Annotated in this window: 22 protein-coding genes and 2 pseudogenes; 9 read left to right on the top strand and 15 right to left on the bottom strand. The window is 61.2% G+C overall.

Annotated elements, in window-relative coordinates:
* Positions 1-6 precede the first annotated feature (6 nt).
* Complete coding sequence (locus tag NKJ32_RS22820; RefSeq protein ID WP_023677155.1) at positions 7-1,113, top strand: glycosyltransferase; 1,107 nt, start codon at positions 7-9, stop codon at positions 1,111-1,113.
* 94 nt (positions 1,114-1,207) lie between these two features.
* On the opposite strand, the gene NKJ32_RS22815 is transcribed toward NKJ32_RS22820, so the two are convergent.
* Positions 1,208-2,068 (bottom strand): hydrolase, encoded by an 861-nt coding sequence (locus tag NKJ32_RS22815; RefSeq protein WP_023677154.1) that lies wholly within the window; start codon positions 2,066-2,068, stop codon positions 1,208-1,210.
* Positions 2,069-2,306: 238 nt separating this feature from the next.
* Here NKJ32_RS22815 and minC point away from each other — a divergent pair, with 238 nt between their 5' ends.
* Genes minC through minE form a run of 3 tightly spaced genes read left to right on the top strand, consistent with a single transcriptional unit; the run spans position 2,307 to position 4,130 of the window.
* A complete protein-coding gene (minC, locus tag NKJ32_RS22810) occupies positions 2,307-3,026 on the top strand; it encodes a septum site-determining protein MinC (RefSeq protein WP_023677153.1) in 720 nt (239 codons plus the stop codon).
* 19 nt (positions 3,027-3,045) lie between these two features.
* Entirely contained in the window at positions 3,046-3,861 is an 816-nt protein-coding gene (gene minD, locus NKJ32_RS22805) for a septum site-determining protein MinD (protein ID WP_023677152.1), read from the top strand.
* A complete protein-coding gene (gene minE / locus NKJ32_RS22800) occupies positions 3,858-4,130 on the top strand; it encodes a cell division topological specificity factor MinE (RefSeq protein ID WP_023677151.1) in 273 nt (90 codons plus the stop codon). The genes minD and minE overlap by 4 nt, the downstream gene beginning before the upstream one ends.
* 181 nt (positions 4,131-4,311) lie before the next feature.
* Here the strand turns inward: minE and NKJ32_RS22795 are convergent, their stop codons facing one another.
* The 6 genes from NKJ32_RS22795 to NKJ32_RS22770 all read right to left on the bottom strand — a co-directional run bounded on the left by NKJ32_RS22795 (position 4,312) and on the right by NKJ32_RS22770 (position 11,271).
* Positions 4,312-5,631 carry an ABC transporter substrate-binding protein gene (locus tag NKJ32_RS22795; RefSeq protein WP_031211879.1) on the bottom strand — a complete coding sequence of 440 codons (1,320 nt, stop codon included), beginning with the start codon at positions 5,629-5,631 and terminating at the stop codon, positions 4,312-4,314.
* 94 nt (positions 5,632-5,725) lie between these two features.
* Positions 5,726-6,574, bottom strand: a complete 849-nt coding sequence (locus NKJ32_RS22790; protein ID WP_031211878.1) for a carbohydrate ABC transporter permease — start codon at positions 6,572-6,574, stop codon at positions 5,726-5,728.
* Entirely contained in the window at positions 6,571-7,488 is a 918-nt protein-coding gene (locus NKJ32_RS22785; protein WP_051406145.1) for a carbohydrate ABC transporter permease, read from the bottom strand. Before NKJ32_RS22785 ends, NKJ32_RS22790 begins: the two co-directional genes overlap by 4 nt.
* Before the next feature lie 19 nt (positions 7,489-7,507).
* On the bottom strand, positions 7,508-8,599 hold the full coding sequence (locus tag NKJ32_RS22780) for an ABC transporter ATP-binding protein (protein ID WP_023677147.1): 1,092 nt from the start codon (positions 8,597-8,599) through the stop codon (positions 7,508-7,510).
* A gap of 49 nt (positions 8,600-8,648) precedes the next feature.
* On the bottom strand, positions 8,649-10,160 hold the full coding sequence (gene arfA, locus NKJ32_RS22775; RefSeq protein ID WP_023677146.1) for an arabinosylfuranosidase ArfA: 1,512 nt from the start codon (positions 10,158-10,160) through the stop codon (positions 8,649-8,651).
* A gap of 184 nt (positions 10,161-10,344) precedes the next feature.
* Positions 10,345-11,271, bottom strand: coding sequence for an ArsR/SmtB family transcription factor (locus NKJ32_RS22770; protein WP_352455343.1), 927 nt, complete (start codon positions 11,269-11,271; stop codon positions 10,345-10,347).
* Between the two features lie 249 nt (positions 11,272-11,520).
* On the opposite strand from NKJ32_RS22770, the gene NKJ32_RS22765 reads away from it, so the two are divergent.
* The 4 genes from NKJ32_RS22765 to NKJ32_RS22750 are packed head-to-tail and all read left to right on the top strand — an operon-like array spanning position 11,521 to position 15,550.
* A complete protein-coding gene (locus NKJ32_RS22765) occupies positions 11,521-12,399 on the top strand; it encodes an ABC transporter permease (RefSeq protein WP_023675645.1) in 879 nt (292 codons plus the stop codon).
* The gene (locus NKJ32_RS22760) at positions 12,396-13,217 is read left to right on the top strand and encodes an ABC transporter permease (protein ID WP_023675644.1); all 822 of its coding nucleotides are present in this window, start codon (positions 12,396-12,398) and stop codon (positions 13,215-13,217) included. The genes NKJ32_RS22765 and NKJ32_RS22760 overlap by 4 nt, the downstream gene beginning before the upstream one ends.
* A gap of 22 nt (positions 13,218-13,239) precedes the next feature.
* Positions 13,240-14,382, top strand: a complete 1,143-nt coding sequence (locus NKJ32_RS22755; RefSeq protein WP_023675643.1) for an extracellular solute-binding protein — start codon at positions 13,240-13,242, stop codon at positions 14,380-14,382.
* Positions 14,375-15,550 carry an ABC transporter ATP-binding protein gene (locus tag NKJ32_RS22750; protein ID WP_352569025.1) on the top strand — a complete coding sequence of 392 codons (1,176 nt, stop codon included), beginning with the start codon at positions 14,375-14,377 and terminating at the stop codon, positions 15,548-15,550. The genes NKJ32_RS22755 and NKJ32_RS22750 overlap by 8 nt, the downstream gene beginning before the upstream one ends.
* Before the next feature lie 19 nt (positions 15,551-15,569).
* Here NKJ32_RS22750 and NKJ32_RS22745 read toward each other — a convergent pair.
* From NKJ32_RS22745 to NKJ32_RS22710, 8 genes and pseudogenes are all read right to left on the bottom strand, one after another.
* Positions 15,570-16,545: pseudogene (locus NKJ32_RS22745) on the bottom strand (branched-chain amino acid ABC transporter permease).
* 1 nt (position 16,546) lies between these two features.
* Positions 16,547-17,428: a branched-chain amino acid ABC transporter permease gene (locus NKJ32_RS22740; RefSeq protein ID WP_352828989.1), complete on the bottom strand. Its 882-nt coding sequence runs from the start codon at positions 17,426-17,428 to the stop codon at positions 16,547-16,549.
* A 111-nt stretch (positions 17,429-17,539) separates the two neighbouring features.
* Positions 17,540-18,532, bottom strand: a complete 993-nt coding sequence (locus tag NKJ32_RS22735) for an ABC transporter ATP-binding protein (protein WP_352569023.1) — start codon at positions 18,530-18,532, stop codon at positions 17,540-17,542.
* Positions 18,529-19,554: an ABC transporter ATP-binding protein gene (locus NKJ32_RS22730; RefSeq protein ID WP_352569021.1), complete on the bottom strand. Its 1,026-nt coding sequence runs from the start codon at positions 19,552-19,554 to the stop codon at positions 18,529-18,531. The genes NKJ32_RS22735 and NKJ32_RS22730 overlap by 4 nt, the downstream gene beginning before the upstream one ends.
* A complete protein-coding gene (locus NKJ32_RS22725) occupies positions 19,544-20,518 on the bottom strand; it encodes an ABC transporter permease (RefSeq protein ID WP_352756642.1) in 975 nt (324 codons plus the stop codon). Before NKJ32_RS22725 ends, NKJ32_RS22730 begins: the two co-directional genes overlap by 11 nt.
* On the bottom strand, positions 20,518-21,546 hold the full coding sequence (locus NKJ32_RS22720) for an ABC transporter permease (RefSeq protein ID WP_352756654.1): 1,029 nt from the start codon (positions 21,544-21,546) through the stop codon (positions 20,518-20,520). The genes NKJ32_RS22725 and NKJ32_RS22720 overlap by 1 nt, the downstream gene beginning before the upstream one ends.
* Before the next feature lie 107 nt (positions 21,547-21,653).
* Positions 21,654-22,871 carry an ABC transporter substrate-binding protein gene (locus NKJ32_RS22715; protein WP_352756644.1) on the bottom strand — a complete coding sequence of 406 codons (1,218 nt, stop codon included), beginning with the start codon at positions 22,869-22,871 and terminating at the stop codon, positions 21,654-21,656.
* Between the two features lie 85 nt (positions 22,872-22,956).
* A pseudogene (locus NKJ32_RS22710) lies at positions 22,957-23,265 on the bottom strand (ABC transporter substrate-binding protein); the annotation flags it as partial.
* 361 nt (positions 23,266-23,626) lie between these two features.
* Here NKJ32_RS22710 and NKJ32_RS22705 point away from each other — a divergent pair.
* Entirely contained in the window at positions 23,627-24,352 is a 726-nt protein-coding gene (locus tag NKJ32_RS22705; protein WP_352569017.1) for a LuxR family transcriptional regulator, read from the top strand.
* Positions 24,353-24,454 lie beyond the last annotated feature (102 nt).

The raw sequence follows: 24,454 nt of genomic DNA, 5'->3' as shown, positions 1-24,454 counted from the left end.
CAAGGCATGGCGAAGCGCATCGTTTTCCACATCGCCAGCCTGAGGGGCGGCGGCGCCGAACGTGTTTTCGTCCTGATGGCAAATGAACTGGCGTCGCGTGGCCACGAGGTCACGCTTTTTACCTGGAACGCGGAAGGCCCTAACGCCGCGCTGCGTTCCGCTGCCGTTCATCTGGTCGACTTCGGCCTTCTCTTGCGCGGCGAGGGTTACGCCAAGTCGGCGACGCTGAAAGGCATCGCGCGAAGCGCAAATTTGTTCCGCCGCCTTGATCCTGATGCGGTCTATAGCGCCCCGGAATTCGCCAATCTGGTGATGGCGCTGTCACTCATGTTGGCCAGAAGCCGGGCAAAATTCTTTCCAAGCTTCCATGCCGCCGCATCGCTGCCTGCCAGCGGCCTCGGCGCGAGGCTGGCGATCTGGCTTTCCGCGCTGGTTGCAGCGCGCGCAACCAAAGCCATCGCCGTTTCAGCGGGTGTCGGCCGTGACATCATCGCCCGCGGCTTCCCCGAATCGAAGGTTGTCGTCATCAACAACCCGCTGCCGCCGGCTGAAGCACCGCAGGGGAATTCCTATGCCTGGCAGGCAGCGTTGGCGGCGATGGGCGATGGCCCGGTCATCGCCACCGCCGGACGCCTGGTGCCGGTCAAGGACCACCGGACTTTGCTGCGGGCCTTCGCTGCCCTGCGCGCCGGCCGCCCTGCCCGGCTTGTCATCTTCGGCGAAGGTCCGCTGGCTGCCGAATTGCACGCCTGTGCCGAGCAGATCGGCATTGGCCAGGACGTACTCTTTGCCGGCTACGTCAACGATCCCGCAGCCTGTTACGCCGCAGCCGATCTGTTCGTCCTTACATCCACGAGCGAAGGCTTTGGCAACGTCTTGGTCGAGGCCATGGCCGCCGGTGTCCCCGTAATCTCCACCGATGCTCCGCATGGCCCGCGCGAAATACTCGCTGACGGCCGTTTCGGCACCTTGGTGCCGGTCGGTGACGCCGCGGCCCTGGCGAAGGCGATGGCCGAGATGCTGGACCACCCCACCCCTGCTGCCGTGCTGAAAAACAGGGCGGCGGATTTCACAGTCGACAAGATTGGCGATCAATACGAAGCGTTGCTCTAGTCGTTACGCACTGCCAGCAGATCGCGGTTGGATGCGGTCGACGTGGTCGGGCTTTGATTGCGATAATCTCTTCACGGGCTGGGGCGCAACGAATTTATCGTGAGGCATTCCCTCGTTCCTTGAGTTGTTGGGCGAGGAAATCCTTGACCGAATCGAGAACCGCATCCCGTTCATGAGATACGCCTGGCAGCAAATCGAAGCGCACGCGCGCCCCCGCCTCCTCGAACGATCGACACAATGCCATGAGGCGTTCCGGCCGTGTTCGCCCCGCATCGTTGGCGCCCGGCATCCAATGGGTGCTGCCTTGGACATGAGTGATCTCCCAAGTCTCCAGGTCAGCGTCGCCGACGATCATCTGGAAAGGCACTTTTGCCAGCGCTGCGGCATCGAAGGTGATGCCGAACTTCTCCGGCAGATCGCGAATGCCCACCCACCAGTCACGCGTCGGATCGAGCAAGGTCACCGAGCCTGGCGCGCCGATTGAGGCCGCCCAGAGCCTGTCGGGATGCAGGATAGCAAAACGATGCGTGAAATGCCCGCCGCCGGAAAATCCGAACATGGCAAACCGGCTCCAATCCTGACTGTATTTGGCGCTGACCTCCTCAACCATGGCGAGCAGCACCTGATCGTAGCGTATGTTGCCCTCGAGCAAATATTTGTATCCGCTGCGGGCATCATCCCCGAGAACGCCGATTGGAAACAGCGGACACAAAACGGCGCAGCCGTTCCAGCGTCCGAACTCGGAAAACGCATCGCGGAATCCAAGAAAAGAGGTGCGGCCGGTGCCATGGACAGCAACCATCAGATCGACTTTGGCCCCTTCCCCAACCGCGGGAGGCACATACAGGCAATAGTGAAAGCGCGGGTCTGATTTGGAAGCAAAGATGGCGGTCGCGCCAAGGTCATAGGTAGCGCGACCGCGATCCGCGACAGGCCCCTTGGCAACGCTTGTCAAATCGATAACTCCTTAATAGGCCCGGCATTCCGGCAACAATATACCGGTCGGCCGACCTCGTGAACTGGAGGCGCCTCCAGGCAGCCGCGAGGAGGACCTCGTCGTGCATCGGAAGCAGGGCGCCGGCGGGGCGATCAGGGGCAAAAAGAATGCCTCCGCCAACGCCTCGGGAAGCCGCCATTAACTTTTCGTTAACCATGCCGGGCTAGCCTTAACCAATCAGTAAGGACTCGCCTCTGTGACCTGCGTCGCTCCCATCCAAAACAAGTCCATACGCTTTCGAGCGCGCTCGTTTGTAGCCTTCACCCTCACCCCTGAGGCCCCGCTAGGGGAATGGCTGCAAAGCCTCGATCACTGGACCGAAAACTCTCCCGGCTTCTTTGCCGGCCGCCCGGTCGTGCTCGATCTGAATATACTCAAGCCCGAGGTGGGCGAGATGCGGGATCTGGTCTTACAACTCGCGGAGCGCGGGATTCGCATCTACGCGATCGAGGCCGATGGCAATGTAGCTCTCGATGCCGATCTGCCGCCGCTCCTCGTTGGCGCCAAGGAGGCCACCGCCGACGCGCTTTACGTGCAGCCGCACCCGAAGGCCGCAGCTGAGGCCAAGACGGAAGAGCCGCAGGCGCCGAACTCATTGATGATCAAGGCACCGATCCGCTCCGGCCAGTCGATCTTTCATCCCGATGGCGATGTGGTCATTGTCGGCTCCGTCAGTTCCGGTTCCGAGATCATCGCCGGAGGATCGATCCACGTCTACGGCACGCTGCGTGGACGTGCGTTCGCCGGCGCCACGGGAAATTCCGCGGCTCGCATCTTTTGCCGGAAAAACGAAGCCGAACTTCTGGCGGTGGACGGCTGGTACCGCACTGCCGAGGAGATGGACGCCTCCTCGCGAGGAAGGCCGGTACAGGCCTTTCTCGAGGACGGCGCACTTTGCGTCGCACCGCTCAACTAACAACATTGGAGGCACAAATATGGGCAAGGTAGTGGTTGTCACATCCGGCAAAGGGGGTGTCGGCAAGACGACCTCGACGGCCGCTCTCGGCGCCGCGGTCGCGAAAACCGGCAAGCGGGTGGCTCTCGTCGATTTCGACGTCGGCCTGCGCAACCTCGATCTGATCATGGGTGCCGAGCGGCGCGTTGTTTTCGATATCGTCAACGTCATTCAGGGAACCGCCAAGCTTTCGCAGGCGCTGATCCGTGACAAGCGACTCGAAACGCTGTTCCTGCTGCCGGCCTCGCAAACGCGCGACAAGGATGCTCTCACCGAGGAAGGCGTCGCCGACGTCATCGACAAGCTGCGCTCCGTTTTCGACTACGTCTTCTGCGACAGCCCGGCCGGCATAGAGCGGGGCGCGCAACTTGCCATGCGCTTTGCCGACGAGGCGGTAATCGTCACCAACCCGGAAGTGAGCTCGGTCCGCGATTCCGATCGCATCATCGGCCTGCTCGACTCCAGAACGATGAAAGCCGAGCAAGGTGAATCGATTGTCAAACACGTGCTCGTCACACGCTACGATGCTGCGCGCGCTGCCCGCGGCGAGATGCTGAGCATCGATGACGTGCTCGAGATCCTGTCGACGCCCTTGCTGGGAATAATTCCCGAGAGCCAGGACGTGCTGCGCGCATCCAATGTGGGCGCGCCGGTTACGCTCAGCGAAAACACCAACCCCGCCGCACGCGCCTATATCGACGCGGCAAGAAGACTCGAGGGCGAGGACCTGCCGGTCATTCTGCCTTTCGAGCGGAGGGGCCTCCTCGACCGGCTGTTGGGAAGGAGGGCAGCATGAACCTGCTCGATATCTTCAAGCGCCGCGGCAGCGCGCCGGTGGCGCGCGAACGCTTGCAACTGCTGTTGGCTTACGAGCGTCGAAGCCGCAACCAGCCCGATCTCGTCTCGGTGTTGCGCGAGGAGATCATGGCGGTGATCGCCCGGCATGTTCAGGTCGACCAGGATTTCCTGCAGGTGAGCATGGATCACGGCGAAACGACGTCGAGATTGGAGATCGACATCCAGATTCCCAACAAGGTCGCAATGCCCATGGCCGCGGCGTTCTAACGGAATCCTCCGGCCAGGGCTTGCGTCGGCTGCTGCCGAGGTTGCGGCGCCGTGGTTGGCGTGCTTGAGCCGGTTGCCACCGGCAAGTCTCGCAATTCGAGGACAGTAATCACTGCCTCACCAAAAACCCGCGGCCGTTTCCAGCCGCGGGGGGCCTTGGGAGGGCCTTTCGAACCCGTGGTCAAATGTTGGCGAGCAATTCGTTGACGCGGCTTTCCATGTCGGCAAGGGCGGTGTCGACGTCCTTCTGGCCACTGATTGCTGCACTCATCTCTTCGCCGATAATGTCCTGGATCGCAAACTGACGCTGTACGGCGGACGGCAGCGGCCTGCCGAGATCGGCGACCGCAGAGATCGTGTTGCGATGCGGCAGTGCCTTGAAGGCGTCCGAGGTGATCACGGCCTTATAGGCCGGCAAGTGGCCGGTGCGCGACCATTCGAAGTCGTTGTCGGCGAAGAACTTCAGGAATTTACCGATAGCCGCGATCTGTTCAGGCGTGCGGTCTTTCTGCGAAACGGCCCAAGTGTGGCCGTCGGCATATTGCGCGTGGGCGCCGCCAAACAGCTGCGGATACGGATAGACCGCATAGCCGCCCTTGTTGAGCGCCGTACCCTTGGTCTCGGACTGGGCGTTGTAATCGCCGACCACCCAGGTGCCGTTAAGGTGGACGCCACCCTCGCCTGCAAGGAAGGCGTTGATCGAGCCGCCATAGTCGAGATCCTTGGTGGTGTAGCCCTTCTCGAAGATCGCCTTGTACATCTCGACGACCTTCTTGGCTTCCGGCGTATTCAACTTCACATGCTTCGGATCGGCGAAGAAATCGGAATCCTGCTGGAAAAGATAGGTGTAGAGGTTGCGTGTGTAGAGTGCAGTCTCATTGGTCAGGTTCTGGACGAAATAAGGCTTGCCCGTCTTCTGCTTGAACTGTTCGGCCTGGGCGAGCAGTTCCTCGGGCGACTTTGGAAAAATCGGCGTGCCGTCGGCATTGACCAGGCCGGCTTGTTTGAAAAGATCCATGTTGACGTGATAGAGCATCGTCCAGCTGTCGATCGGCAGGCCGTAGATCTTGCCGTCTTTGGTGGCGCCATTGCGCGCCGCATCGGTGAAGGCGTCGGGTGTCACGCCGACCGACTTCAAGAGATCGTCGAGCGGCATCAACAGGCCCTTCGACTGATAATCCGACAGTACGGATTCATGGATCGTGACGATGTCCGGAGCGTCGCCTGAAGCGAACTGCGCGGTCAGCTGATCATAGCCGGGCCATTCCACGGTGGTGACGTTGACGTGGACATCGGGATTGTCGGCGTTGAACTTGTTGATCAGCGAGGTGATGATGCCGCATTCGCCAACGGCCTTGGTGGCATCGGTATTGGTGCCGAAATCGGCATCGCAGGCGCCGAAAAAGCGCTGCACGCTCAGTTCCGTGGCCGCGAAGCTTGGAGCTGCGAGCATCATTGCGCCCGCAGAAACTGCGGCAAACAGTATTTTCTTCAGTTTCATATCAGTTCCTCCTACTGAGTTTCCGCCGCTCCACCCTGGATTGGCTTTCGTGCTTCAATTGCTGCGCATTCCCCCGGCCGTCAGGCAATCTTCGTTATCTCACCGCAGCGCCGGAGACCGCCGTGACGATGTATTTCTGGAAGAACAGGTAGACGATCAGGATCGGTGCACCGGCGAACACCGCCTGCGCCATCAGGAAGCCGATGCCTTCGGACTGGGCGAAGTTGGTCTGGGTCGAGGCCATGCCGACCGTCAGCGTGAACATGTCCTTCTTCGTCGCCGAAATCAGCGGCCAGAAGTAGTCGTTCCAGGCGCCGAGAAAGGTGAAGATGCCGAGCGTCGCCTGCGCAGGCAGCGTGAGCGGCAGAAGCACCTTCCAGAAAATTCTGAGCCGGCTGGCGTTATCGAGCATGGCGGCTTCGTCCAGCTCCTTCGGGATGGCCTTGAAATACTGGGTCATCAGGAAGACACCGAACGGAGCCGAAAGGCCCGGCAGAATGAGCCCTTGATAGGTGTTGTGGAACTTCAGCATGCTGAAGATCTGGTGACGGGCGACAAGCACGGCCTGTTCCGGGACCGCCAGACCGAACAGCACGATCACGAACAGCACGTCTCGGCCGGGGAAATTCAGCCGTGCAAAACCGTAGCCGGCGAGCGACGACAGGATCAACGTGCCGAGCGTCAATCCGCCCGAGACGATGATGCTGTTGCGCACCCAGATGAACACCGACGAGGTGCCGACGGTGTTGATGTAGTTCTTCAGCGTATAGGGCGCGTGAAACACCGAATTCGGATCGGCCATCAGCTCCGTATTGTCCTTGAGTGACAGGCCGATGACCCACAGAACCGGCGCGATCATGACGATCGAAAGCAGGATGACCAGGGCCAATAACAAATGGTCGCCAAATGCCCGGCCCTTGATGGAAGCTGCTGTGGCGCTCATGCCTGGTCTCCCCTGCTGCGTGTCACCAGGTACTGGGCCATGGCCGCGACCAGGATGAGGATGAACAGGATTTCCGATGCAGCGGCGCCCAGGCCGAGATCCCAGCGACGGAATGCGGTATCGTAGATGTAGAGCACGATCGGCTTGGTCAGGTTGTTCGGACCGCCGCGCGTCATCAGCCAGGCCTGGCCGAAGAGCTGGAATTGCAGCACGATCTGGATGATGATCACCAGGATGAAGGTCCGCTTGATCGACGGCAGCGTGATCGAGCGTAGCGTCTGCCAGCGATTGGCATTGTCCAGCGCTGCCGCCTCGTAAATATCCTGTGGAATCTGCTGGAGCGCCGAGAGAAAGAGCATCATCGGCAGGCCGATACACCACCAGATGGTGGCAATGGCGATGCCGACCATCGCCAGGCTGGGATCGGAAATGAAGGCCGGAGCCGTTGCGCCGAACCATCCGTAGATCGTCGACAACAGGCCGACATTCGGAATGAAGACGATGCGCCAGATCAGCGTGACGATGGTGACCGATAGCACCGACGAGGAAAAGAACAGCGTCCGCAAAACCGCGGCAGTGCGCGTGCGGCGGTTGAGGCAAAGCGCCAGGAAAAGGCCGATCAGCGCCAGCGTCGGCACCGTCAGAAGCACGAAATAGAAGGTGTTCCAGATCGATTGCAGGAAGACCTTGTCGTGATACAGCCTGGCGTAATTGCCGAGACCGACAAAATTTCCGGACGAAAACGTGTCGGCCTTGTGGAAACTCAGCCACATCCCCCAGAGCAGCGGGAAGAGCAGCAGCGTGGTGAAGAAGAACAAGAATGGCGCAACGAAAATGACGTTTCGCCATTGCGGCGCATAGATGTCGGCGGTAGGGGCTCTGACGCCGACAGCAAGCGTCGCGGTCGGGGACATCGCCAGCCGGTCAGCCATCTCAGGCCTCCCTCGCATGCCAGGCGCGGCCGGTCTCGTTGAACAGATGCGATTTCTGGCCATCAAAGGCGAGCCCGATTCTGTCGCCGACGGCGACGCGGCTGTTGCCGGCATCCGAGCCGACGATCTGCTGGCCATCGCCCAGCCGCGCGTAGATCAGGGTGCGTTCGCCGAGCCGCTCGAGCACATCGACCACGCCGCCGGCATTGCCCTGTCCGGCGGCAACGATGCGCACGTCTTCAGAACGGATGCCGAAAGTGTACTTGCCATCGGTCAGTTGGCTGGAGGCGATCTCGGTCTGCACCGAGACGCCGTCCGCAAACCTGGCCGTGGCGTTCTTGCCGTATCTGTCAAGCGTCGCATCGACGAAGTTCATCGCCGGCGCGCCGACGAAACCCGCGACGAATTTGGTCGCCGGGCGCTCGTAGATCTCCATCGGGGTACCTATCTGGTCGATCTTGCGATTGTTCATGACGACGATGCGGTCGGCCAGCGTCATTGCCTCGACCTGATCATGGGTGACGAAGATCATCGTCGATTGCAGCCGCTGGTGAAGCTGGGCAAGCTCGATGCGGGTGCGGGTGCGCAACGCGGCATCGAGATTGGAGAGCGGCTCGTCGAACAGAAAGGCCTTCGGCTCCTTGACGATCGCACGGCCGATGGCGACGCGCTGGCGCTGACCGCCGGAGAGCTGGCCCGGCTTGCGATCGAGCAGATGCGGCATTTCCAGCATGCGGGCGGCTTCATTGATGCGCGCCTCGATGACCTTGCCTGGTACGCCGATATTCGCAAGGCCGAAGGCCATGTTGTCGCGCACCGTCATATGCGGATAAAGCGCATAGGACTGGAACACCATGGCAATGCCGCGCTTGCCCGGTGGCAGATGATCGATGCGCTCGTTGTTGATGGCAATCTCGCCGCTGTCGACAGCTTCGAGCCCGGCAATCATTCGAAGAAGCGTCGATTTTCCGCAGCCGGACGGGCCCAGGAACACGATGAATTCGCGTGCCCTTATGGAGAGCGACAGATGATCCAGCACCGTCATGGCACCGAACTGCTTGCTCACGTTCCTGATCTCGATATCGGCCGTCACGTCGACGCTCCTCCTCAGCGTTTGCGCTTTCTCGATGATCCGCCTGAACTCAGAGCCTCAGGCGTATGACCTGGTAGGAATAGGCCGGCAGTGACAGGCTCAGCTTGCCGCCGGCGAGCGAGGCGCCCTCACCCTTCCTGGGGCCGACATTGCCAGGGTTTTCGGCCGAATTGACGGCTTTCAGATCGGCGTGTGCCATCACCTGGTGATCGACGATCTCCGCCGCGCCGAAGCCGGTGAGGTCGACCACTGTTTCGATTGCCTCGCTCGAATGGCGGTTGACGGCGAAGAAGGTGACGTGGCCGGTTTGCCTGTCGTGCACGCCGGCAACATCGACATAGGCGACGTCGCCCGCAACGCTGGATTTGTAGGTCGGGCTTTCCACCTTGAGATCCAGCGCATTGCCGCGACCATAGTTAGAAGCAAACAGATAGGGATAAAAAATCGTCTGCCGCCATGCCGGGCCATTCGGAACGGTCATGATCGGCGCGATGACATTGACCAGTTGTGCCAGGCAGGCGATCTTGACGACATCGGAACGGCGGATGAAGGTGTTGAGGATCAGGCCGACCTGCAGCACATCCTCGAAATTATAGATGTCTTCGAGCAACGGCGGGGCGAACGGCCAGCCGTTGCTGCCGCCGAGTATCTTCCTGTCCTGCTCCTTGGAATGGTACCAGACGTTCCATTCGTCGAACGAGATGTAGACCTGCTTGTTGGAGCGCTTCTTGGCCTTGATATACTCGATGACGCCGGCGACCGAGACAATGTAGTCGTCGAGCTTTTCGCTCATGGCGAGATAGTTCGGAGCGTCGTTGGCGTCGTTGTCGAAATACATGTGCAGTGAGATGTAGTCGACCTCGTTGTAGGTATGGTCGAGAACCGTCGCTTCCCATTCAGGGTAGGTCGGCATCTTGGCATTCGAAGAGCCGCAGACCACCAGCTCGAGTGACTTGGAGAAGGCGCGCATGGCCTTGGCCGTCTCATGCGCCAGCCGGCCATACTCGTCCGCGGTCTTGTGACCGATCTGCCAGGGGCCATCCATTTCATTGCCGAGGCACCAGAGCTTGACGTCGAAGGGCTCCTTGCGGCCGTTGGCGATGCGCCTGTCGCTCCATTTGCTGCCGCCGGGATGGTTGGCGTACTCCAGCAGATTGCGGGCTTCGTCGAGGCCGCGCGAGCCGAGATTGACGGCAAGCATCATCTCGGTGTTGGCGCAGGTGCACCAATCGGCAAATTCATGCAGGCCGACTTCGTTGCTTTCCGATGTGTGCCAGGCGAGGTCGAGGCGCACTGGGCGCTGTTCCTTGGGACCAATGCCGTCTTCCCAATTGTAGGCCGAGACGAAATTGCCGCCGGGATAGCGGACGATCGGAACATTGAGTTCCCTGACGAGATCGATGACGTCCTGACGCATGCCGTTGGCATCCGCTGTCGGATGGCCGGGCTCATAGATGCCGGTGTAAACTGCCCGCCCCAGATGCTCGATGAAGGATCCGTAGAGCCTCGGATCGATTTCCGAGACGACATAATGCGGATGAGCCGTAACGGCTGCCTTCATGCATTCCTCCCATCGATATCACAAACGATGATTTAAATCATCTTGCCCGATATCAAAGAGGAATTAGCAGCCCTTCGTCAAGCCAAAATACCCAAATGTAGGACAATTAGACGAACGCTTTGGCACAGCAGAAAGCCAGATAGTTGAAATTGCTGCGTTATCTTCAGAACCCGGTTTCATGATATCAACCAGTTTTGATCCTGAGCAGGATGTCCTGATCGTAATTTCCAAAGCCCTTGCCGAAAATATTGATCCCGCCAGGGCGCTTGGCGTCGTCCTTGACGCCGATACGGACGCGGATTGAATGATGGCTCTTCAGATCGAGTGCGGCGAGGCCGGTTTCGGAAATCCTGAGGCCGTCGACATAGGTGCCGTCATTGGCAATTCGCCAGTTCTTCAGCTTACCGTATTGCGAGCCCTTGAGCTTCCACCAGGAGGGCGTGAAGACGCCGCGCTTGTCGCCGAAATCCCCCGGCGACGTCCAGGTGCCGACATCGACGCCATTGATCGTCAGCGTGATGTCCGAGGGCCAATCGGCGCTGGTGCCCGGCACTTCCGAAGACAGCTCTATCGCAACTTCGAGTCCGGTGATCTCGGCATTGGCGAGCTTGGCATTGTTGGGGAACTGGTATTCGACAAAACCGCGCGTGAACCATAGCAGACCGGCTTTCATGCGGTCCGGATCGAGGAAAGTGTTCGGCACATCGAGCAGACCGATGATGCCGTCCGGCGAACAAAGGCCGCAGGGCGCGGTAACCTCGAAGCCGGTATAAAGCCCGATCGGCATCGACACTTCGATCGCGTCGTTCTTGACCGCACGATATTCGCTCTTGAACACGACGAGCACTTCTTCGGCCGTCGGATAACAGATTTTCTGACTGCCTTTCTTCGCTTTCAGGTTCTCGGTGCGGATCAGCCCCGCATCCTCCAGCACCTGGATGTTGGTCGAGACGGTCGACTGCGGAAGCGACAGCACGGCGGCGATTTCGTTGACATTCATCGGCCCCTTCTCATGCAGCAGTTTCAGCATCGAGATCCGCGCCGAGGAGGCAAGCCCCTTGAGCACGGCAATGCCTTCCTCAGGTTCAATCACCAGAAAATTGCGACTCATGAAATTGCCCGGCCCATGTAAAATCTATATCCGAAATTACCCTGTATATCGGGATATCTGATTTAATCAATGTGCAGGCGGAACGCCGGGCAATTTGTTGAATCCGGCAGGGCGAGGGTCGCGCGGTGGCCCTGCACAGAATTTGTGCAGGAGCCATATGCAGAGTGGACACCTGAACGCCGATCGCCCAATCTAGTCCGGAGCCGAGCCCGGTGATGGCGGCTTGCACATAGAGTGGTTGGACGGGTCGTGACCAAAGGGTGGAAATTATACGATCAGCGACTGGCCTGGGTCCTCGTCGCGCCTGTGCTTTTACTGCTTACCCTGCTTCTGCTGCTGCCGATCGCGATGATGACGGTCTACACGTTTTTCACCTTCGTCACCGCGGGGGTGGAATCGGCGGTGCTGACCTTCGACAACTGGAAGGAATTCCTCACCGACAGCTACTATCACGGTTTTCTTTGGAAGACCGTTCGCGTCGGCGCCATCACCGCTGTGATCTGCGCGATCCTTGGCTATTTCCCCGCCTATTTCATCTGGGCCACGACCTTCAGGCACAAATGGCTGCTGTTGCTGCTGCTCATCGTGCCGTTCTGGATCAGCTTCACCATCCGGACATTCTCGTGGATCCATATTCTCGGCGAACAGGGGCTGATCAACGTCGTGCTCATCAGGCTGGGGGTTATCAACGAGCCGTTGCCGATGCTCTACACCGAGGGCGCCGTCATCATGGGGCTGCTGCATTTTCTGCTGCCCTATATGATCCTGAACGTCTATGTCAGCCTGGAAAGCATCGACCGCACGCTGATCGCCGCCGCCCGCTCGATGGGCTGTACCAGCGCGCAGGCGTTTCGCGAAGTGACCCTGCCGCTATCGATGCCGGGGCTGGGCGCCGGGCTGCTGCTCTGCTTCGTGCTGGCGGCCGGCTCCTATGTGACGCCGCAGCTGCTCGGCGGCAGCCGCGATGCGCTGTTCGGCAACTTGATCTACGACACCATCATGGGGCAGCTCAATTGGCCGATGGGCGCCACGCTTTCCATCGTCCTGTTCGTCCTGCTCGGCGCGGCCGCGGCCGCCTACAGCCGCTATATGGGCCTATCGCAGATCATGAAGGGCCTCAGTGCATGAGAGCGGATCATCCCAATCGCGAAGGCAGATGGGCGTGGCGGCTGACCGGCGCGATCACGGTGTGCGTCTACATCTTCATGTTTGCGCCGATCCTCGCCACGGTCGTGCTTTCCTTCAACGCCTCGATGTTCGGCGGCTTTCCCCTCACCGGCTTCAGCCTGCGATGGTACGAAAAGCTGCTCACCAACGAGCCGGTTCTCGACGCCTTCCGGACATCGATGTGGATTGCCCTGGTGACGGCAACGGTGACGACGCTGCTCGGCATCATGGCGGCATTGGCGCTGGTGCGCTTCGAGTTCCGTGGCAAGCAGGCGATCAACACGCTTGTCATTCTTCCCGCGCTGGTCCCCGAAACGATACTCGGCGTCGGCCTGCTGGTCATGATCAAAGCCGTCGACCAGCCGCGCAGCATGACGCTGCTGGTGCTCGGCCACATTCTGCTCACGCTCCCCTACGTGGTGCTGATCGTCCAGGCGCGCATGGTCGGCATAAAACGTTCCTATGAGGAGGCGGCGCTTTCGCTCGGGGCGCCGCGTGTGTCGACATTCCGCGAAATCACGCTGCCGCTGCTCATTCCCGCAGTGCTTGCCAGTGTTCTGCTCGCTTTCACCATTTCGTTCGACAACACCTCGGCCAGCCTGTTCTGGCGGCCGGCGGGCGTCGAGACCATGCCGACGCAAATCCTTTCGATGCTGAAGATCTCGATCAGCCCCGAGGTGAACGCGCTCGGAACCGTCATGATCCTTTTGACGGTCGGCATTCCCTTGGCTGGCGGGCTCGTCCTGCAAAGCCTCACCTGGTTCAAGGCAGGCAAGTGAAGATGAAAATGGGAGAATGGAAATGAAACTGACAACCACCAAACGACTGGAACGGCTCAACGAACGCTATGCCAATGGCGACATCAGCCGGCGATCGTTCCTGACGCTGACGGCCGCCGCTGCCGCCGCCACCGGGCTTTCCATGCCCTGGATGGGACGGGCGCTCGCCGCGGTTTCGGAAGTGCGCTTCGACGGATGGGGCGGCGTGGTGCAGGAGGCGATCGATAAGTACGCGTTCCAGCCTTACACCGCCAAGTCCAAGGTCAAGGTCGTCCAGGGCACCTTTGGCGACGAGAACGAGATCATCACCAAGATCAAGACGTCGAAACCAGGCGACTTCCAGATCGTCCATTCTTCCGGCGTCAACTACTATATCAAATACGTCAATGGCGGTTTCAATTCCGAGATCAACGAGGCGAACATTCCGAACATGGCGAATGTGCTGACCGCCATGATCGAGCCGTTCCGTAAGATCACGCCGAAGCTGTCGGCGGTGCCATATGATTACGGCACCACCGGCATCGCCTACAACAACAAGGTCATCTCGCCGGAAGAAGCCAAGGAAAAGGGCGCCAACCTGCTTACCGACACGAAATATGCCGGCAAGATCGGCGGCTACGCCGATATGACGACGCGCGTCTGGTATGCGGCACTGCAGACGAAACAGGACCCCAACAACATCCAGGACATGGATGCGGTCTGGGCCAAGGTTCGCGAGACCCGCGACCTGGCCAAGAAGTTCTGGAGTTCCGGCGCGGAACTCATGGACCTCCTGTCGCGAAACGAGATCGTCGTCACTGACGCCTGGTCAGGACGTGTCGCCGCCCTGCAGCAGCAGGGCCAGCCGATCGGCTATCTCGACCCTGCCGGCTCATACGCATGGATGGAGGACATGCTGGTGCTCAAGGGATCGCCGATGGCCGAATGCGAGGAGCTGATCAATTTCATGCTGGATCCGGCCACGTCGATCGCCGTCGCCGAGGGCCAGAACTATCCGCCATCGCTTGACCCGACCAAGGTGAAGCTGACCGACAAGATCGCGGCGCTTCCGGCCTTCGACCCGACTGGATCGATGAAATCGCTGACCTTCGCCGATCCGCTCTACTGGGCGAAGAACGAAGACGCCTGGACCAAGCAATGGGACAGGGTGTCGAAAGGTGCATGACGACAACAGCCACGACCAGCAGCCCCGGCCGGCTTCGGCCGGGGCTGATGGCGACCCGCTCGCCCAGAGCGAGCGGCAGCCGATAGGAAAGCCTGCGGTCGAGTTTCGCGACATCGATATTTTCTACGGCAAGTTCGCCGCTGTGCGCGATTTTTCACTGGCGATCCGCAAAGGTAGTTTCGTCACCTTGCTGGGGCCGTCCGGGTGCGGCAAGACGACGATCCTGCGCTCGATCGCGGGCCTGGTCGACATCTCCGGTGGCCAGATCTCGATCGGCGGAAAGCGGGTCGACGACATCCCGATCTACAAACGCAACATTGGTCTGGTGTTCCAGAACTACGCGCTCTTTCCGCACAAGAACGTCTTCGACAACGTCGCATTCGGCCTGAAATACCGAAACGTGCCTAAACCGGAAATCGTGCGCCGGGTCAAGAAGGCGCTGGATATGGTGCGGCTGCCCGGCAGTGAGACAAAGCTGCCGTCGCAGCTCTCGGGCGGCCAGCAGCAACGCATCGCACTGGCCCGCGCCATCGTCTTCGAGCCGGAAGTGCTGCTGCTGGACGAGCCCTTGTCGGCGCTCGACGCCAATATGCGCGAGGACATGCGCGTCGAGATCAAGAAAATCCAGAGGGAGACGGGCATCACCGCTATCTTCGTGACGCACGACCAGGAAGAAGCCTTGTCGATGTCCGACCATATCGTCGTGATGAACGCCGGCCTGATCGAGCAGATCGGCTCCCCCGCGCAGGTCTATGACCAGCCGGCCACCGCATTCGTCGCCAATTTCCTTGGCAAGGCCAACATGCTGCCCGGCAGCGTGACAGTGATGGACGGCAAGATGGCGACGATCGCGCTGGCCAGCGGCCATGTCGTAAAGGCGGCCGCGCCGAAGGCGCTCGCGACCGGCAGCGTGGTCACCGTCGTCGTTCGCCCGCAGAAGCTTACCGTCGGTACCGCCGGTGCTGCCAACAGGCTGGCGGGACGGATCGTCTCGACCTCCTATCTCGGCGGCAATGCGGTCTACGAGATCGACATCGGCGCCGGCACGCTGGTGCGCGCCAACACGGTGATCGACGGCCAGCCGCTGCGTGAAGGCGAAGCGGTCGATGTCTGCTTCGACCCGCTGGGCTGCGTGCTTCTCGACGCGCAAGGCTTACGCATCGCCTAGCGAGGCGGAACTGAGCCGTTCAGTCTTTCGCGTCACCCTTTAGCCCGAGAAACCGCGCATAGACCTCACCGACAATACCGCGCCGGAAAACCAGCACGCAGACCATGAAGGTCAGGCCGGTGGCGATGGTCACCGGAAAGTTCGAGGTGGCGAGCGTGTTTTCCAGGCCGACGACCAGTCTGGCGCCGATGATCGGCCCGGCCATGGTGCCGATGCCGCCGAGGAGCGTCATCAGGATCACCTCGCCCGACATCTGCCAGGTGACGTCGGTGACCGTGGCAAACTGAAAAACGATCGCCTTGAGCGCGCCGGCCAGCCCGGCCAATGTTGCCGACATGACGAAAGCCGCCAGCTTGTAGTTGGCGACGGAATAGCCCAGCGAAATGGCCCGGCTCTCGTTTTCCCGGATGGAACGCAGGATCATGCCGAAAGGCGAGTTGATGATGCGCCAGATGGCGAACACGCCGATCAGGAAGACTGCCAGTACGAAATAATAGATGTTGATCGAGACGTTCAGGTCGAGCATTCCAAGCAGCCTGCCGCGCGGCACGCCCTGGATGCCGTCCTCACCTCCGGTGAACGGCGCCTGCACGCAAAAGAAGAAGAATCTGCGACAGCGCCAGCGTGATCATGGCGAAATAGATGCCTTGCCGGCGGATGGCAAAGAAGCCCATCACAAGGCCGAGCAGCGCAGCTCCCAGGACACCGAGCAGGATGCCCGCTTCCGGCGGCCAGCCCCAGACCTTGACCGCGTATGCGGTGAAATAGGCCGCCCCGCCGAAGAATGTCGCATGGCCGAAGGACAACAGCCCGGTGTAGCCGAGCAGAAGGTTGAACGCGCAGGCAAACAGCGCAAAGCACAGCATCTTCATCAGGAAGATCGGATAGACGAAGAAAGGCGCCACCAGCAGCGCCAGGATGCCGAGCCCGACCAGCGCCCATTCAAGCCGTGCCGAATTCTTGGCACGCGTCTCGCGGAGTGTCAGTTCGGCCATCTCAGGCATCCCTTCCGAACAGGCCGGCTGGCCGGACCAGAAGCACGATTGCCATGATGACGAAGACCACCAGATTGGAGGCTTCGGGATAGAAGACCTTGGTCAGGCCTTCGGCGAGGCCAAGCATGTAACCGGTGACGATCGCCCCGAGGATCGATCCCATGCCGCCGACCACGACGACGGCGAAGACGACGATGATGGGGTCAGATCCCATCAGCGGGCTCACCTGATAGATCGGCGCGGCGAGAACCCCCGCAAGCCCGGCAAGAGCGGCGCCGAGGCCGTAGGTAAGGGTCAGCAGCAACGGCACGTTGACGCCGAAAGCCTGCACCAGGCCGGGGTTCTCCGTCGCCGCGCGCAGATAGGAGCCCAGCCTGGTCTTCTCGATCAGCGCCCAGGTGCCGAAACAGACGATCATCGAGGCGACCACCACCCAGCCGCGGTAATTAGGCAGGAACATGAAGCCGAGATTGGTTCCCCCGGAGAGCAGCGGCGGCACGGAATAAGGACTTCCCGATACGCCATAGTAGTAACGGAACACCCCTTCGAGCACGAGCGCGAGGCCAAAGGTGAAAAGCAGCCCGTAGAGCGGGTCGATGTCGTAAAGCCTCGACAGCGCCAGGCGCTCGACCACGACGCCGAAGCCGCCGACGATCAGCGGCGACAGGATCAGAGCCGGCCAGTAGCCGATGCCAAACCGGGTGAGAAGCAGGTACCCGACGAAGGCGCCGAGCATATAGAGCGCGCCGTGGGCAAAATTGATGACGCGCAACAGGCCGAATATGACAGCCAGGCCCAGGCTCAACATTGCGTAGAACGAGCCGTTGATGAGGCCGACCAGCAATTGGCCGAGGAATGCCTGAACGGGTATTCCGAAGATCATCGCAACATAGCGTCGGATCGTGCGGCGTCCAGATCGGCCTCTATCCTCGCCGAAAGGACGATTACGGCTGAACGGTCCTGATCCGATATCGCTGAACGAGAATTCCCGTCGTCAACCGCCGGCTGGATGATGGCAAGCAACCAGGCGGCCCTCGCCAATGCTTTGGAGAAGCGGACGCTCGCTGCGGCAGATCGGGGTGGCAGCTGGGCAACGGGTGTGGAACCGGCACCCTGAGGGTGGGCTCATCGGGCTGGGCAGGTCACCCTTGAGCACCAGCCGGCCGCGCCGCGCCCGGTCGATGCTGGGTATCGGCACGGCGGAACGCAGCGCCGCGGTGTAATGATGTCTGGGCGCCGCAAAGACCTCGTCGGTCGGCCCGCTCTCCACGATCGATCCCAGATACATCACCGCCACACGGCTCGAGATCTGACGCACCACGGAAAGGTCGTGAGCGATGAACACATAAGTCAGGTTGTACTCCTCGCGTAGGTCGGCGAGCAGATTGACGATCTGCGCCTGGATCGACACGTCGAGCGCCGAGACCGGCTCGTCGGCCACGATCAGCCGTGGCCGCAGCGCCAGCGCGCGGGCGATGCCGATACGCTGGCGCTGGCCGCCGGAGAATTCGTGCGGGTAGCGCGATGCGTGCTGGGGCGACAAGTCGACCCGGCGCAGGAGCTCGGCCACGCGGTCCGCCATTTCCGATGCCGAGAGGCGTTCATGGATGCGGAACGGATCGGCCAGCAGATCGCCGACCCGCCGGCGCGGATTGAGCGAAGCGCTGGGATCCTGAAAGACCATCTGCATCTGCCGCCGCAACGGACGAAGCTGGCGCTGGGAGACGTCGCTGATGTCGCGGCCCTCGAATTCCAGCGACCCCGAGCTGATTTCGGTCAGACGCACCAGACACCGGCCAAGCGTGGATTTGCCGCAACCGGACTCGCCGACGATGCCGAGGGTCTCCCCGGGCCAGATGTCGAGCGACACCGTATCAACCGCATGCACGGTCCGGCGCTGCGCCGGGAAGATCGAGCGGCCGACGCTATAGCGCTTCGACAGGTCGCCGGCACGAAGCAGCGGACGTTCGCGTGGCATGGCATTCATCGTTGCATCTCCACCACGCCGCCAGGCCTCTGGGCAGCGAATTGTGTGCGCGTAGGCTCCGGCAACAGGCACGCGGCGCGATGGCTCTCGCCTTGCATGATCGGCAGTTGAACCAGACAGGCGTCGTGGCGAAAAGCGCAGCGGGGGCTGAAGGCGCAGCCTTTCGGTAGGTTGGAGAGCGACGGCGGAATTCCCGGAATGGCAGCGAGCCGGGCTGGACGTGGTCCCTCTATCGGCGGGATCGAGCCGAACAAGCCCCATGTGTAGGGATGCAGCGGCGCCCGGAACACGCTGCTCTTGCCGCCCTCCTCGACAAAGCGTCCGCCATACATCACCAGTACCCGGTCCGCGACTTCGGCGACGACGCCAAGATCGTGCGTGACCAGGATCACAGCGGAACCGAACTGGTCGCGCAATCGTCCGATCAGTTCGAGGATCTGCGCCTGCACGGTAACATCGAGGGCTGTAGTCGGTTCATCCGCGACGAGCAGCGCCGGGTTGCACGAGAGCGCCATGGCAATCACCGCGCGCTGGCGCATACCGCCGGAAAGCTGGTGCGGGTAGCTGTCGATGACCCGATCCGGATTTGCGATGCCGACCGCATCCAGCAATTGCACGGCCCTCGCCCGTGCCGCTTTCGCCGACACTTTTTCATGCGCGCGGACCTGCTCGCCGATCTGGTTGCCGATCGTATGCACCGGGGTGAGCGCAGACATCGGATCCTGGAAGATCATCGCGATCTGGCGGCCGCGAATGGCATCGAGCGCACGCCGCTTGAGCCCGATCAGCTCCTGTCCCATGAAACGGATGGAACCGGAGACGATAGCGTTGGGGCTGTCGATCAACCCCATAATGGCGAGCAAGGTCTGGCTTTTGCCCGAACCGGATTCGCCGACCACACCGACGATCTCGCGCTGCTCGACGGAGAACGAAACACCTCCCACCGCGCGCACCAGGCCCTCGTCGCTGCGGAAGGAGACGGTGAGGTCCTTGACCACCAGAAGAGGAGCATCAGCCGACATCGCGAGCCCTCGGGTCGATGAAGACGAAGATCACGTCGACGACGAAGTTTGCCATCACCACGAAGAAGGCGGCGTAGATCACCGTGGCAAGGATCATCGGCAGATCGAGCGTCTGCAGCGCCTCGTAGGTCAGTTTTCCGACGCCCTGCAGTCCGAAGACCACTTCGGTCAGCAGCGCGCCGCCACCGACCAGGGCACCGAAGTCGAGGCCGAACATGGTAACAAATGCGACCAGCGAGGTCCTGAGGCCATGATGCAGCACCACCCGCCGCTCGCCGATCCCCTTGGCTCGGGCGGTGCGGATGAAATCCTCCTGCATCATCTCGATCAGGCTGGCCCGCAGCACCCGGCCGTAGAGGCCGACATAAAGGGTTGCCAGCGTGAACCACGGAATGACGAGCGCCTTGAACCAGCCCCAGGGATTCTCGGTCAGGGGGATGTAGCCGAGCGGAGGAACCCAGGAAAACAGCCAGCTGTCGTGCCAGCGGCTTTGCGTCAGCAGGTTGGCGACCTCGCCCAGCCAGAAGACCGGGATCGACACGCCTACCAGGCTCAGGATCATCAGCGCGCGATCAATGAATGTACCGCGCGTTGCGCCTGCGATCACACCGACGATCAATCCGCCGAGCACCCACAGCACTGCCGCGCCGCCGACCAGCGACAGCGTCACGGGAATGGCGCTTATCACGGTCGGAATGACGCGCTGCCCGCGATTGACGAAGGAGGTGAGATCGCGGCTGACGAAAAGCCGGTTCATCATCAGCCCATATTGCACCGGCAATGGCCGGTCGAGACCGAAATCGTGGCGCACCTGGATCAGCGTCTCTTGCGAAGCATTGCGGCCAGCAATGCGCGCCGATGGATCAGCGCCAGGCGTCGCAAAGAAGATCAGGAAAGCGACGACGCTGATACCGAACATAACCAGCACCATCTGGCCAAGCCGGAAGCCGAGCGCGGCAACCACTAGACGCCCCTCGGCGAGGATTTCGGATCGAGCGCGTCGCGCACGCCGTCGCCCAGAATGTTTAGGGCCAGCACCGTGATCACAATGGCTAGCCCCGGCGCCAGTGCCACGACCGGCCGCGAATAGAGCAGGCCCTGGCCGTCCTGGACGATCGTGCCCCAGCTGGCATCCGGCGGCTGCACGCCGATCGACAGGAACGACAGCGAGGATTCCGTCATCATGTTGAGCGCCAGGATCAACGGCACGAAAACGATGATGCGGGTCACCACATTGGGCATGACGTCGCGCAAAAGGATGCGCCAGGGCGATGCGCCAAGGCCGATCGCAGCGGTGACGAATTCGGCATGCATTAAGGTCAGGACATGGCCGCGGATCGGCCGCGCCACATAGGGCACATAGACGATGCCGATGATGAAGACCGGTAGCCACAGGCTGCCGGAGCGGATTTCGAACGGACCGATCTGGATACTCTGCGCAATCAGCACGATCGACAACGAAATCGCCAACAGGAAAATCGGAAAAGCCCAGAGCACGTCGAGAATGCGCGACAGGCCGATGTCGACGATGCCGCCGAAGAAGCCGGAAACGACCCCCAGGAATGTCGCGAGGACAAGGCACAGCACGGCTGCAGCACCCGAGATCAACAGCGAATCCCGTCCGCCGTAAAGCAGCCGCGCCGCGACGTCACGGCCCTGGTTGTCGGCACCGAGCATATAGGGGCCGATGCGCCAGGTCGGCCCGACCGGCGTCATGCCGAGGCCAAGGCCTTCGGTGGAGGGCTGCAGCACCGGCTGGGTCACCCCATCGACGACGATCTCGCCATTGAGATTGGTCACAAATGGATCGGTGCCGGAGACGTATCGCGCATAAAGCGGCGCCGCGAGCGAGGCGATCACGATGACGACGAGCACGGCGAAGGCTGATATTGCCGAACGATCGCCTTTCAGCTTGCGCCAAGCGGTGCGCCACGGGCCATCGGTGGCCCGGCGAACCGGGATGGCAGGCTGGTCCGCAATGACATTGACCATGAACAGGATTGCCTGGGAAAAATCGCGGCCTGGAAGATGCGCTGATCCGCCGGAAAAGGAAATGCGACGGAGAGCCAGCGGCACTCCGTCGCATTGGCTCCGGTCGGCTAATCCACCCAGGACTGGCTGACAATCCAGTAGAATTGCGGGCTGAAGGTGAAGTTCTTCAGCCTAGAAGAGATCACATCGACGCGCTTTGGCGTGAACAGGACAGCGACCGGAGCCTTGTCCGTCACAGCCTTGTCGATGGCGGTCCAGAGTGTCGCGCCCTTGGCCGGATCGGCGATGGTGGCTGCCTCTGCCTCGTCCATCGATGCGTCGATCGACTTGTCGCAGAGCCCCGAAATATTGACCGAGGCGTCGGAGCCCGGCGTAAACGAGGCACAGCTGAACAAGACCTGCAGGAAATTCGATGGCGCCGGGTAATCCTGGAACCATTGCGAGATCGAAATCTGCACCTTGTTATTGGTGTTCTGGATGTAGGTGAACTGTATGTTCTGCGAGATCGGCTTGACCGACGTCTTGTAGCCAAGCTGGTTGAGCACATCCTGCAGGTAGACGCCGATCGCCTTGGAGACCGTGGTGTCCTCGGTGATGATCGTCACCTCCTGACCTGCGGTTCCCGATTCAGCGACCAATTGCTTGGCCTTGTCCATATCCGGTGCTGACCACTTCTCGCCCGGATTGGCGGTGAACGGGCAATAGGCCGCAAATGACGGGAAGCCCGGCGGCAGGATCTGGCAGGCCGGCTGCGCCAGATTGCTGCCGCCGAACAGCTTGACGATCGCGGCGCGGTCGATCGCGAAGTTCACTGCCTGGCGAACGCGGAAGTCGTTGAACGGCGCCAGATTGGTGTTCATCGGCGCATACCACATTGCCGTCAGCGGGTGAACCGTGACCTGCGCGGCATATTTGGTGCCGAGTTCGGCGAGACGGTCGGACGGCGGTGGGTCGAACATCCAGTCCGCCTGGCCATTCTCGACCGCCGTCACCGCCGCCTCGTCGGTAAGGCCGAATTCGTAGTCGATCTCGTCCGGATATCCGGCCGGCTGCGCTTCCTTGCTCCATTCCTTGAAATGAGGGTTGCGCACAATCTTCATCAGCTTGTTGGGGTCGTAGCTGGCGATCATGTACGGTCCGGTACCCGGGATCGGATCGGTGCCGGCGTCCTTCAGCGGCGCGCTCGCCGGCAGGATCGACGCGTGTGGAACGGCCAGCTTCTGCAGGAACTCGGCATCCGGCTGGACCAGGTTGAAGGTAATGCTTCCGGCCGCATCGTCGACCGACAGGCCACCTTCGAGGGTGCATGCAGCGGGGGCCTTCAAGCACGCATCCGGCGCCGACGATGCCTTTGTAGAAGGTCCCGGCCGTCGGCCCGCTGATCTTGAAGATGCGTTGGAACGAAGCCACCACGTCCTTCGTGGTGACATCCGAGCCATCCGCGAATTTGATGCCCTTGCGCAGCTTGAAGACGTAGGTCTTGCCGCCGTTCTCGACCTGCGGGAGGCTTTCCGCCAGGTCCGCGACGACTTCGAAGCCGGTCTTGTCCCCGGCCTTCTTGTAGGTCACCAGGCCATCGTAGAGGACATAATTGATCTGAAAATACTGCAGCGTGTAGTTGATGTGCGGATCGGCGGTGCCTGCCGCGGCATTGGCCAGCAGTCGGAGTGTGCCGCCTGGCTTGCCCTCGGTGGCCAAGGCACTGCTTGCCGGCGACATCATGGTCACGCCGAGCAGAGCCAGGCAGGGTATCAACGCTGCAAATGCTTTTTGGGGTCGCATATTTGTTCCCTCATGGAGGCGTGTCGGCTTTTGCCGCGCTGAACCCGGTCGATTGACCATTGCGCGGCTGAAACAGTCTGGGTTTGCGAACGGTGTCCGCTACTTGGCCCAATCGCAAAAGACTACGGCGAGCGAAGCCGGACGGGATAGCTATTAAGATAGATAGGTCGGACAGGCTTATCCGCGCCTATTTGTTGAGCAGCCGGCCGACATGGCTATTTGACAAGCAATCATCAGCGGGTAAGCTTGCCCGATGCAAAGCCTTCCAGGCGATCTAGAGAGCCGGTTCCAAACCGGAATGAGCATCGACGCTGCCATGGCGGTGGCAACGGAGGTGCTGGAGCCCATCGGTTTCACCGCATTCATCTACGACTATACGCCCGTGGCGGTCAGTCACAAGGGCGAGCTTATCACGCCCTCGTTGATGGCTCTGCGCAACGTGCCGCGCGACATGCAGGATCTCTGGTGCAAGGGCGGATATTATCAGCTTGACCCGGTGCAGGAGGCCGCGCTCACCGTATCGAGACCGTTTCTCTGGTCGCACAGCGGCGTTCAGAGCACCGTCATGCAGCGCGTGCTCCAGTCCAAGCACGATCCTGTGGTCAGCTATTTGCTTGACACCAGGATGACCTGCGGCGTCACCGTACCCATTCGCCTTGCCGGCGGCGATCTCGCCACCTTCACCGCGATCCGTGCCGATCCGGAGGCCGGGTTCGAGCTCGAAGCCAGACCCTTGATCGCCGAGATCGGAGATCTGGGTCATCTGCTGCATGACTCCGCCTACGCCGGTTTCGACGCCGGAATCCGCACCTGCCAACATGTCCATCTGACGTCGCGCGAACGTCAGTGCCTGCGCCTGGCCGCTGCCGGACTGACGGCCAAGCAGGTCGCGCGTGAGATTGGCCGCGCGGGCCCTACCGCAACGCTGCACCTCAACGCGGCGACGCGAAAGCTTGGCGCGCGCAACCGCTTCCATGCCATCGCGCTCGCCGCCCATTACCGGCTGCTCGAACCGGAGCATTGAGGCTCGCGACCTGCGGGCGATCGGCCTTGCCTCGGGCCAACCCATAACCGGCGAACCTATAAATAGTGCTAGCTGTAAATGCGCTGGGCCGCTTAGTACCGT

The organism is Mesorhizobium sp. M0159, from assembly GCF_040322295.1.
Lineage (GTDB): Bacteria > Pseudomonadota > Alphaproteobacteria > Rhizobiales > Rhizobiaceae > Mesorhizobium.
Note: the sequence above shows the minus strand (reverse complement) of the source record. Positions and strands in the feature narration are given on the sequence as shown.